The 11,778-nt window shown below is 52.1% G+C and carries 9 protein-coding genes; 6 read left to right on the top strand and 3 right to left on the bottom strand.

The genetic code is table 11. From position 1 onward, the window contains the following. Window positions 1-51 precede the first annotated feature (51 nt). Complete coding sequence (gene wecB / locus BLV81_RS16740) at window positions 52-1,242, bottom strand: non-hydrolyzing UDP-N-acetylglucosamine 2-epimerase (protein WP_092358303.1); 1,191 nt, start codon at window positions 1,240-1,242, stop codon at window positions 52-54. Between the two features lie 1,149 nt (window positions 1,243-2,391). On the opposite strand from wecB, the gene BLV81_RS23700 reads away from it, so the two are divergent. The 3 genes from BLV81_RS23700 (at window position 2,392) to BLV81_RS16725 (ending at window position 5,352) form a co-directional block, all read left to right on the top strand. Beyond that, complete coding sequence (locus tag BLV81_RS23700; RefSeq protein ID WP_143036360.1) at window positions 2,392-2,652, top strand: hypothetical protein; 261 nt, start codon at window positions 2,392-2,394, stop codon at window positions 2,650-2,652. Further along, window positions 2,649-4,298, top strand: a complete 1,650-nt coding sequence (locus tag BLV81_RS16735; RefSeq protein WP_092358301.1) for a DUF2334 domain-containing protein — start codon at window positions 2,649-2,651, stop codon at window positions 4,296-4,298. Before BLV81_RS23700 ends, BLV81_RS16735 begins: the two co-directional genes overlap by 4 nt. A 688-nt stretch (window positions 4,299-4,986) precedes the next feature. Then, entirely contained in the window at window positions 4,987-5,352 is a 366-nt protein-coding gene (locus tag BLV81_RS16725) for an Imm51 family immunity protein (RefSeq protein WP_092358299.1), read from the top strand. Between the two features lie 130 nt (window positions 5,353-5,482). On the opposite strand, the gene BLV81_RS16720 is transcribed toward BLV81_RS16725, so the two are convergent. Beyond that, the gene (locus BLV81_RS16720) at window positions 5,483-6,004 is read right to left on the bottom strand and encodes a thermonuclease family protein (RefSeq protein ID WP_092358297.1); all 522 of its coding nucleotides are present in this window, start codon (window positions 6,002-6,004) and stop codon (window positions 5,483-5,485) included. A gap of 98 nt (window positions 6,005-6,102) precedes the next feature. Between BLV81_RS16720 and BLV81_RS16715 the strand changes: the two genes are divergently transcribed. Beyond that, the gene (locus tag BLV81_RS16715; RefSeq protein WP_092358295.1) at window positions 6,103-6,798 is read left to right on the top strand and encodes a haloacid dehalogenase type II; all 696 of its coding nucleotides are present in this window, start codon (window positions 6,103-6,105) and stop codon (window positions 6,796-6,798) included. A 14-nt stretch (window positions 6,799-6,812) separates the two neighbouring features. On the opposite strand, the gene BLV81_RS16710 is transcribed toward BLV81_RS16715, so the two are convergent. Next, window positions 6,813-7,526, bottom strand: coding sequence for a phosphatase PAP2 family protein (locus BLV81_RS16710; RefSeq protein WP_092358293.1), 714 nt, complete (start codon window positions 7,524-7,526; stop codon window positions 6,813-6,815). A 1,481-nt stretch (window positions 7,527-9,007) separates the two neighbouring features. Here BLV81_RS16710 and epsL point away from each other — a divergent pair. Together epsL and BLV81_RS16695 are read left to right on the top strand one after the other, a co-directional pair. Beyond that, a complete protein-coding gene (gene epsL, locus BLV81_RS16700; RefSeq protein ID WP_143036358.1) occupies window positions 9,008-10,297 on the top strand; it encodes an XrtB/PEP-CTERM-associated polysaccharide biosynthesis outer membrane protein EpsL in 1,290 nt (429 codons plus the stop codon). Window positions 10,298-10,308: 11 nt separating this feature from the next. Then, window positions 10,309-11,691, top strand: coding sequence for an undecaprenyl-phosphate glucose phosphotransferase (locus tag BLV81_RS16695; protein WP_092358287.1), 1,383 nt, complete (start codon window positions 10,309-10,311; stop codon window positions 11,689-11,691). Window positions 11,692-11,778: the final 87 nt, after the last annotated feature.

Here is an 11,778-nt window from a genome sequence, read left to right as displayed (position 1 = left end):
AATCAATGTAAGGAGACTTTGCAACGGAAGGAATGTTCATGACATGGGAGGCTAGATCAGCACGAAATCCTCCTGTCCATCGATTGCGACCTGAGGCGGCGCTTCCGGCTCCGCGGCGAATTCCGCCACGGTCCGATTGAGCAGGGCTGCCACGATACGCTGCGACGCGTAACCGTCCCCGTAGGGATTGTGGCGCTGGCTAATCGCCCTCCATGCGAGATCGTCGTCATACAGTTTGTGGACCGCCGCCACGATGCGCTCTACCTCGGTACCTACCAGTTCGACCGTGCCGGCGAGAACCGCCTCCGGCCTTTCGGTGACGTCGCGCATCACCAGCACCGGCTTGCCCAGCGACGGCGCCTCTTCCTGCACTCCGCCGGAGTCGGTGAGAATGACATGTGCGCGCTGCATCAAGCGCACGAACGAGAGGTAATCCAGCGGAGCAATCAGATGCACGTTGGGCAGGTGAGACAGGGCCGCCGATACCGGTTGCTGTACATTGGGATTGAGATGCACCGGGTAGACGATGTCGATGTCGGCGCGCGCAGACAGCTCGGCCAGCGCGGTACAGATATTCTGGAAGCCGGGTCCGAAATTTTCCCTGCGGTGTCCGGTAACCAACAGCATCTTGCGGCCCGATTGAAGGAAGGGGAATTGTGCATCGAGCTTGCTGCGTAATTCTTCGTCAAGCGAAATCCGCGAACTGGAAGCCATCAAGGCATCGATCACTGTATTCCCGGTGACGTAGATCTTCCCTGCCAGATTTTCCTTGCACAGGTTTTGTTTCGATCCTTCAGTGGGCGCAAACAGCAAGTCGCTGACGATGTCGACCATCCTGCGATTCATCTCTTCCGGCCAGGGTTGTTTCAAATTGCCGGTACGCAATCCAGCCTCGACATGCGCCACCGGAATCCCGCGATGGAACGCGGCGACGGCGCTCGCCATTGCAGTCGTCGTATCTCCATGGACCAGCACGCGATCCGGCTTTACCTGTTCCAGCAGGGGATCTAGCGCCGCGAAAATGCGGGAACTCAGGCCATTCAGCGTCTGGTTCGGCGCCATCAGGTCCAGATCGAAATCCGTTTCCAGTTCGAAAATGTCCAATACCTGGCGCAGCATGCTGCGGTGTTGCCCGGTGGTGCAGACAAGGGACTCGATTTCTGTTTCCAAAGCGAGATTCTTGACTACCGGCGCCATTTTGATGGCTTCTGGGCGAGTGCCGAATATGGAGAGGATTTTCATAGCCCGTTACTCCCTATAGCATAAATTCAGAGACGCATTGCTGTCCTTGCCGCGTAAGTGATTGTGACTATTTGTAACGAAACGGATATTAATGCATAGAATGCATTTATTTCTTGCCTATAACAAGAGATTTTTTTAAAAATCACTCACTTTAACTAAATAAGGAAACACCTGGACAATTGGCATGATGTTACCGACCGGGGCGCCCGCAGCCAGTGTGGGCATAAGCGCGAACCTCCTATTGGTTCTCGGTGCACGGGGAGCGGCGGAACAGAAATCACGATCAAGCTTAAAAGTAATATGAAAGCCGTCCGTGCCGGTCGTGATTTGAACGGGGGAGGGCAGCCCGGTTTGCTGTTCCGGCACGACGGCTGGCAAGACCGGAAGCCGGCTTCACAACCGGCGCCTGCAAGCCTTAAACGGGAAATATTGCATTACGCATTTTCCACCCTGTTCAAAATGGCGTAATGCATTTTCTAGTTGGCATTATATTTTGATGCGACAACAAACCAGCTCGCTCTTCATCGACTTGCTAAGCCCGGATGCACCGGCATTGTGGCCGCGACTAGCATGCTCCGAATTTCATAGGATCAGGGAATGTCGAAATCCAATGCTTCGCGTAGCATCGCCGCACAGAATAAAAGCAAATCGGACGTCACCGTGCGAGCCCGCATTCCAGCTGGAATACCTGAGGGCAACGCGGCATGATTCAAACACGCAATGGAAAATAATGTTGACGGCAGTTTTTTTTGCGGCGATTTTCTTGAATAAAAATATGTTTATTGCGTGGTGGAAAATGGTAATGCCGACGGCGATTTTTTGCACTGATGACGCACGCAGTCCTAGTTAAAGTAGAACTTCCGTCTATACTTTAAGATAACAAGTTGGGAGTTGAAAGCTGACATGTTCACAGGAAATAATCGGCGCGTTTTCTGTGTCAGCCCGCGCCTGCATTTTAGGGAGACGGATCATGACTGTCGTCAAGAAAACCCGCGCATGCCGGCCGGTTGAAAGCCACTCCCCGTCCTTTTCTCTTCTCGCTTATATCCCGCGTACATAGTTCGTATAGTTAGTTTCAGGCTGCAATATTCCAGTCCGATTTGCGGGAGCGGCCTGGCGTTAACCTACTCATCCTCAAGGGAGGAAGTCATGAAGTCCAGGAGAAAAATGCTGTCGTGCATGCTTATAGCTTGCATGGGAACGGCGATCGCTTTTACTGCATCCGCTGCTGCAAGCGATGTCCAAATTACGCCCCCTCCGAAGCCGGTCATCAACACGGTGATTGTGCCGGGCGAGGTGCCAGACAAAGACATACAACACGGTCATCATCACAAAGGCGACATCAAGAAGAATAAATCCAGCGATGTTCAACAGTCTCAATCAAGCGGAAAAGCAGGTGGTCAATCATGAAAAAGATTACAGCCATTCTTATATTGATTGCCGAGCTGTTTTTGCTTAATCCGTCGCCGGCAAGTGCGCAGGTAGTTACACCGATAAAAGTATTGATTGTATATGACGCCCCTTCCCCTGATCAGTATCAGAAGCTGGGATTCGCTTATGCCATCATGCTGCGCAATCTCATCGGACACTTCAATAGCACCGTTGATCTGGTGCCGATACAAAACTATACCGCCGGCGAACTTGAGTCATATCAGACCACCTTCTATTTGGGTTCGTACTATAACAATCCGATCCCGGCTGCATTTCTCAACGATGTTTCCGCCACGCAGAAAACCATCGTCTGGTTCAAATACAACATATGGCAGTTCGCATGGAACGCGGCATACAATTTCAATACGCATTACGGATTCAGTTTTAGCGGCTTGCAAGGATTGAACGCGACGCCCACGTCGACCAGTCCGGCGCCTGGTTTCTTCGATACCGTGCTGTATAAGGGCATGTCGATGGTCAAGTACTACGCCTACGATGCCACAAGCGGTACCGTGAACGCCGATCCCGATGTCGGGGTCACCCAAATCATCAATACCGCCTTGGCGCAGGCAGTGGTCAATATTAAGAACAGCGCCACTTCCGCACAGGTGCCGTATATTGTCCGCTCCGGCAATTTCTGGTATTTCGCTGACCTGCCATTGTCATACATCGGCCCACGCGACCGCTATCTGGTCCTGTGCGATATATTGCACGACATATTCGCCGACAATCAGCCGGTAAGCCATAAAGCTCTGGTACGACTGGAGGATGTCGATGCATTGGTGGATTACGGGACAATGAAAACGCTGTCGGACTATATGGTGAGCAAGCACATTCCATTTTCGGTCGCGACCATCCCGCATTATATGGACCCGCTAGGCGTGTACAACGGCGGGGTTGCGGAAGAAGTGCCGCTGTCGCAGGCCGGGACGCTCAAGAGGTCGTTGAATTACGCGCTGGCGCGAGGCGGGAAAGTTCTGATGCATGGGTATACCCATCAATACGACTCGATGCGGAATAAGAATACAGCGGTCAGCGCCGATGATTTTGAACTCTGGAATGCCGTGGCGAATACCCCGGTGGCCGAAGATTCGACCGCTTGGGCATTGGGACGTCTCCAGGCGGGAAAGACAGAACTCCTGCTTAACGGTTACATTCCATTTGCCTGGGAGACCCCGCATTATCAGGCATCACCGCTGGCCATGAAGGCTGTGCCGCAGGTATTCAAAACAACCTATCAGCGCGCCGTGTATTACACCTCTGACACGCCTAACTTCACCCTGGCCCAGGGCAAGGATTTTGAAGTCGGACAGTTTTTCCCCTACATCATCAAGCAAGATTACTACGGCCAGCGGGTTCTGCCGGAAAATCTGGGGAACATTGAATACGACATCAGCTCTATCGATCCGTTTTCAAACGTGGTCTACACTTGGAAAGATCTTTATCTGAATGCCCAATATGCCTTGGTGGTAAGGGACGGGTTCGCGTCTTTCTTCTTTCATCCATTCTGGCTGGAGTCGTCGCTGGCGCCGCTGGTTACTACCGGGTTCAGCGATTTCAAAAGCATAGTTCAAGGTATTACGGGATTGGGGTACACCTGGGCTGATCCCAGCACACTTCCATAGGCAGTGCTGCCGATTTGCGTCCGGAACTGGTCTACAGGATAGGAGAAATTTCGCAAGCAAAAGCACTTGATACACTCGGGGGCGCTGCGCCGGCTGCCGAGGATGTAAAACGCATGCGCCGTGAGTGGCAGCGATGTCACTCACGGCAGTGCTATGTATTCGCCACTAAAAATTTCTCCGCTTTATTCGGCGGTGGAAATCCGTCTGTCCTGCCCGCGAAGCGGCTCTGGGCAAATATCCCTTCGTTGCCAATCCCGGCAATCTCGGAAACCCCGCTGTTTTCCAGAACGCAGTGCAGCGAGGCGATCGATGTTGTCGGGAATTAGACGCGCTGCAGTTTGGCGCTGAACATATCCTTCGTCCTGTTCTCACTCTTTATGCCGCCGGCGGTAAAGGGTTGAAATCGAAAGAATACCCGCATCAGGCAAGCTGACACACCCAATCCGTCCATCTGGATTGATTGCGCCGTGACGCCATGTGGGATCGAAATATATTTGTCAAAATTGAATCTTGTTAATGTATTTTGCTGTCAAATTAACTAGTATTTAATAACTTGGCAATGCGTCTGTATAAATAATATAGCGACGTATTAGCGAGGTTCTGTGTTCAGCCACATTGAAAGAGAGAGAGGCATTCAATGAAGGTCGACCCAACAGTATGCATGGTCCCGGGTTCATCGAGAGCTGGCATGCCGCAAGGAAAAACTGAGTCAGTTGACGATACAACGTTTGCGCCGTTCATTTTCATTGACAGCAACTGCAAAGAACTGGTTTTATTCGATTCGAATTTCGAGGAGAAAATACACATATTCAAGGAACGGGCGGAGGAAGGCTGGACTGGCAACGGCCGCGACTGGAACTCTGTTGCGCAAGCAGTCATCGCGGAACAATTCCCTCAATTGGCCAATGAATTCACCTTCGATTCCGACGCCAGCCTGCTTTCAATTTCTGGAAGAAAAACGAGTCTGACGGTGCTTGGCCACGCATTAAAAATCGTTTTCGATGACGATCACATTCTTAGAGATATTCTGTTTCGTGCCAAGTTGCCGGCCTAAGCTAAGGCCGGGCCGGATAGCGACATTCCGGCCCATTTTTTGCCATCTTCGCATTTGATCTCTCTGCTTGCGCGATAAGCTAGTCCAAAGCGGCCCTTAACGCGGGCCGTTTTGCTTTTCTGGCCGCCATTTATGGACAGCCGTACATCTTGCGCCCGTTCACCCACCGATAGCGGCCGCCACGCGCCCCCACATGGCAAGTTGCATCCTGGGAGCCGGCATACCGGAAACGCCAAGGCGCGACAGCATGCGGATCTGACCATAATCCAATTTTTTTGTTGCGTGCCGCTGTCTCAAGCGCCTTCAGATTGCGATCCTTCTGCCGAAAGGCCCAGGCCATGCCGCGCTCAAGCTGGGCCCGGCTTGCATCGATGCCGTTGCAGCGCACCGTCGCAATGGTGCGGTTGAAGCGGTCGATGGCTTCCGCCTCGTATTGCACATCCTTGCCGAAGCATAGCTGGTGCAGGGACTGCCTGGCCTGAGGGCCGAACGCTTGTTTTATTTCCGGCGCATCGATGCCGGCCAGGCGCAGCTTGAGCCGGCGCGGGCCGACCTGCAGCGTCATGCTGTCGCCGTCGCCCACGCTGATCACTTCATACGCGTGTGCGAGCAGCGGTGCGAGTAGCAGCAAAGTGGCAAGCGATATTCTCATTTACACTGTAGTAGCATTCAACGGTCATCGAAAGCAGCATAGGGGCAAGCGGACCTGGCTTGGCGCTGCCGATCTGACAGCATACAGGGGAGGGACCAATGAAGAATATAAGAGGTATCGTATTTGATCTCTACGGCACGCTGTTCGATGTGCATTCAGTCGCAGCGGCCTGCGATGCCTATCACCGAGGCCGGGGGCGCGAAATCAGCACAGTTTGGCGACAGAAGCAGCTTGAGTACACCTGGTTGCGCAGCCTGATGGGCGATTATGTCGATTTCGAACACGCCACTCGCGATGCCCTGGTGTTTGCGACCAGGCAGCTTCAGCTGCCGCTCGACGATGCTGCGCGTATCGCGCTCTGCAAGGAATATCTCAAAATCAAACCTTATCCCGAAGTGCCGGACGCGCTGGCCAGGCTGCAGGCGATGGGACTGCCGCTCGCCATCCTGTCCAACGGTTCCGTCAATTCGATACGCAGCGTGGTAGCGGCTTCCGACCTCGGTCTTCGTTTCAAGCATCTGATCAGCGCCGACGACGCACAAATCTTCAAGCCGCACAGCAGTGTTTACAAGCTGGCCGAGCAGCAGTTGCATTGCGATCGTTCGGAGCTTCTGTTCGTCTCGTCAAATGCATGGGATGCCGCCGGCGCGCGGCATTTCGGTTATCCCGTATGCTGGATCAACCGGGCCGGCAACGCGTTTGACGAGCTTGGGCAGTCTCCCGATCATGTCGTGCAGGGATTGGATCAGTTGGCGGACTGGATGGCAGCGCAGCAGATCGTCTCTCGATCGTAAGCAAGGCTTCGGTCTTATCGGGGAAAATATTTGACGATTCCCTCAAGAAGCATTCGAACGTCATAGAACAGCGTGCCTATTTCAACCGTAATGATGAACAGCGCTGCCTGAAAGGCGGCGGGATAACGATTCAACAGCATGCTGCAGCGCCGGCCATATAGCTTGATCACGCCGGCGCGTGTGCTAAGCGCCACGCATGCGATTCCCAAAAGCGCACCAGCCAAAATATCGGTAGGGTAATGCAAGCCGAGATACACCCGTGGCAGGCCGATAAAGATCAGCACATAGAGATAGAGCAGGGACCCGGCCATTCTTGAAATCAGGAAAATTCCTGTGGCCAGACTGAAAAACAAAGTGGCGTGATCGCTGGGAAAAGAATTCCATATATACAAAGCCTGGCTTTCCGGTACCGGCAGTCCGATATACGTATGATGCGCCAGCGCAGGGTTTGCAAACGGGCGCGGCTGATATGGGCCGATGTTGTTCACGCCTCTGGCAATGAAGACGGCGACGACGCAACCGATCAGGGTCGCGATAATGATTTCCCTGGTGTTTGATTTTGGATCTGCATCCCTGAACCAGAAATACCAAAGCATGCCCATGATGGGCAGGCCTTTGAACAGATCCGAGCCGGAAATATAGTGAACGATTTGATTGAACGGCGCTGACATCGATGTGAATTGTCCTAGCCAATTCAACACCGAAAGATTCAGATAATTGTTCCACATGATACTCACCTCCCTTTGATCGTACTGTTTGAATATCCGACTCCAGTGCCTGGAGCGTATTCCATCTTCTTCGATTTTTCCTCAGCAACTGTTGCGGTCGACCTGGCAATGACTGTAGTCCATATGTCTGTTGCCGCACTGTTTTTTTGAGCAGGCGTTACAAAAGAAGCAGGCCATTCTGATGAAAATCAGGGCAGCGATTTTCGCCATCCATGTTGATTTCATCGTTCGCCTGAAAACCCGGGAAATTGTTCTCTTCTGCAATTTTGTTGCCTTGCATAATCATTTTTGATGAGCTGAATATTTTACAAATTTGTGCCTTGCACAATTAAACATTTGAACGATACTGGTAGCTAATAACTATTTTTCCAAGATGCTCATAAACCTCAATAGCAGATTGCCAATCGGAAATTATTGAGATGCTGATGCATGAAAATTGGATAAATAATATCTCACACATTTCATTCATCTTTCTCATTCTGCTCATTTTATTTTTTTGTGTTGCTCGTCTGCATCGACCGTTCTATAAGGGTTTAACAACATATTGCATGCAATTTTTATGTTCGAAGCTATGTCAAATTCCTATATTTTTTGTGATTGAAATTTTGATGCCGCCATGGGCTGATGCGATCGGTGTTCTAGTTGTTAATATGAAAATCGATGTGTGACAAAGTGTAAGAAATTTGTTCTGTAATGAACCCGCAGGATAAATTGAAGTCTCTAGTTGACGTGTTTATGTTGTGATGCAGCATGGATCGTGCAACTCATTTTCATGTCGAAAAGTCGAGTCAATTCCTTTCTCCCTGCTTTAAAAAAAGCATGGGCCATGGAGATCATCCCCGACTTTACTCGGATTCCTGATATCAGCCGGTACTAGGTTTGATATGTATTTTGTTAAAGGAAAGATCATGCAAAAAAGACCTCTCTTTGGTGCGCCATGCATCAAATTCAAACTGCAATTCCGTCAAACCAACGAGGCACACGGTAGTTGCCCATAAGGTGAGCGCAAGCGTACGCCGGAAGCCGGTAACGGTGCGACAAACATTGCGCAAGGACACTTGCATGAATCGCAGGCACGCCTCGCATCCTTTCCATCATTTTTTCTTTCCGTTTCTGTAGTTGTCTTTGTGTCTTCGTGTCTTTGGCCAAACTTGATGTAGATGCCGACGCACGGCTTTTACGCAATTTCAATCCGGCCATGAAGAATAACGGCGCTGATCGCTAGTGTTATGTACGTTCCCGTACTGAGCTAGTGGATTTATTAGCTTACTTTACGTGCTGCGATCACCGCCGGCTTGGATCTTTCGAAAGATGCAATGCTTCGCCAGTTCTCATTCTTCCGACAAGATTGAACTGATTTGAATTAACTTTTTTTAATTATTTTTTGCCAGCCTTTTTGCAAAAAAAAGTTTCATCAAATGTTCAGTGAAGCTGAGCCGATCAATGCTTGGCGCGAATCCATGCACTAGAAAAGGTATGTCATGAACCAACAAATAAACCGTCGTGCGAAATTTTTCCGGCTTCGATGGAAAACAATTTTCCTGATCCCGATGTGCTCCTGGGTACCGGTGCTGGCCGTCGCTAACGACCTCGTTCCCACGGACGTCATACCGCCGCCAGACATCATCACGCCAACGCCCGATGCCATCAGGCCATATGCTAGCTACGGCATCAGCTACGACGACAATCTGCTGGGGTTGGAAAATAGCGCCGCTGCGCAAGCCATGGGGATAGGCAGCAATCTCTCGGATTACACACGCAGACTGCAGTTAGGCCTCATCGCAGACAAGACCATCAGCCAACAGCATCTGACGGCGAGTGTGAATGTCGCCAATGTCGAATACGACAGATTCCGCCAACTTGATCATACGGACAAAAATGTGGCGGCCAATTGGAATTGGCATGCAGGCCCGCACGTTGAGGGCAATGCCGGCGTCACTTATTCGCAAGGGCTGACCCCTTTCATCGATTTCCATTTACTGGAGAAAAATCTGCGGACACAAGAGAGCGCCTATGTTGACGGCTCCTGGCTGTTCCATCCGAGCTGGCGGGTACGCGGCGGCTTGGTGCACAGTAAATTGTCGTATGACCTGGCGTCGCAACAGCCGGCAAATAACACGCAGAATCAAACCGAGGTAGGGCTCGACTACCTGGCCGCCACCGGCAGCACCATCGGCGTCCAGTTGCGCCATACGCGCGCCAATTTTCCGAATCCGGAACAAGACGCCGGTCTGACGGTGTTCAACGGTTACGACCAGGATGAAGTGAAGGGCAAGGTTGACTGGTTGTTGAGCGGCAAGACAAAGCTGCATTTTTTAGGCGGCTGGGTCAGCAGGAAGCAAGACGCACCTTCTATCAGAGATTTTAGCGGCATAAATTCACGTGTCTCGGCTGACTGGTCGCCTACCGGAAAGATCGATCTTACCGTCGCCGGATGGCGGGAGATTGGCGCCGTGGACGATCTGTCCACTGTCTATTCCGTGAATCACGGCGCCAGTATCGCGTCGGCCTGGCAGTACTCCGAGAAAATCCGCTTCATAGCGCAATTCAAATATCAGAAGAGGGATTTCAGTCAAACGATAGCGTCCGGCACTCCCGGCGCGCCGAATCAAAACGATGCGTTGCGCAACACGGGGCTGACAATGGTTTACAACCCGACGCAGCGCTGGCAAGTGCAGTTGTCTGGCACCCGCAGCACACGAGCCCTGACCAATACGCCAGGCGGGTATGTGGATAACGGCGTGATGCTGAACACGCGCTATGCGTATTGAGGCAGGAAAAAATGACCGAGAATGACATCCCGCTGGTTTCCTTCTTTAAGCGCCTGCTTGATCCGGCCATTATTCTTGGCTCCTTGTATCTGGTCATTGTGGCAAAGGAAGAAGTTTTCACCGGCAATTATCTGGTGCTGATGATTATCGCCTTCTTCATTTCCTCGTATATCTATGAACAGATCGACCTGTACCGCACCTTGCATATCGGCAGGCAGCTTGGGTATGCCGGCGATATCTTCTTTGGCTGGGTGATCATTGCTGCCGTCCTGGCGTTGATGGGACAGGTTACCGGGCTGCGCTATGAGTTCTCCGACAGCGTCATATGGACCTGGTTTGCGCTTGCGCCTTGCGCGCTTCTGCTGAGCCGCTTGACAGCACATGTGCTGGCATTCAATTTGGGGAAAAAGGTCGAGGCCAGGTCGGCGGTGATCGTCGGCTGCAATGAACCCGGGGCGGATATTCTCAAATGCCTGACATCCGGCAGCAGCACTGGCATCGACATGCGCGGATTCTTCGATGATCGCGATCAAGCCAGCCGGCCGGCCGAGCTGCACAGTCCGTATCTCGGCACCTTTGCAGACGTCGGATCTTATGTGCGCGAGCACAGGATCAAAACCATTTTCATTTGTTTGCCGATGTCGGCGCAGCCGAGAGTGCTGGCCTTGATGGAGGAGCTGCGGGATACGACCGCTTCGGTTTACTTCGTGCCCGACATCTACACCTTCGGACTCATACAGGCGCGCCTCGATCATGTCGGCGGCATCCCAGTGATCGGCATCTGCGAAACGCCGTTCACCGGTCTGCGCGGCGTGGTCAAGCGCGGCAGCGACATTGTGCTGGCGCTGTTGATCCAGATCATTCTGCTGCCGATCATGTTGGCAATTGCGATAGGAGTAAAGCTTTCTTCGCCCGGCCGTATCATTTTCGCCCAGCGCCGATACGGATTGAACGGGGAGGAGATCGTGGTCTACAAATTCCGCTCAATGACCGTCGCCGAGGACGGCGCCGTGGTCAATCAGGCAAAAAAAAATGATGCGCGCGTAACACGGTTTGGCAGTTTCCTTCGTCGGACCTCGCTTGACGAGTTGCCTCAGTTTTTCAACGTGCTGCAAGGCCGCATGAGTATCGTCGGTCCGCGTCCGCATGCTATCGCCCACAACGAGATGTATCGCAAGCTGATCCAGGGATACATGTTGCGGCATAAGGTGAAACCTGGAATCACCGGATGGGCGCAGGTAAACGGCTACCGCGGGGAGACCGATACCCTGGACAAAATGCGCTCGCGGATTGAGTTCGATCTGGAATATCTGCGTAACTGGTCATTGGCGCTGGATCTGTGGATCATCGTCCGCACCGTCAAGGAAGTGTTGAAAAAGGACGGCGCGTACTAGTCCGCCGGCGTTGAAGGCAATGCTCGCAAGACATAGAAATTCTTGCAGAAAATATTTCGGTAACGAACGCTCAGTTTCATTGCTGTC

It is taken from the genome of Collimonas sp. OK242 (genome assembly GCF_900107095.1).
Lineage (GTDB): Bacteria > Pseudomonadota > Gammaproteobacteria > Burkholderiales > Burkholderiaceae_D > Collimonas.
Note: the sequence above shows the minus strand (reverse complement) of the source record. Positions and strands in the feature narration are given on the sequence as shown.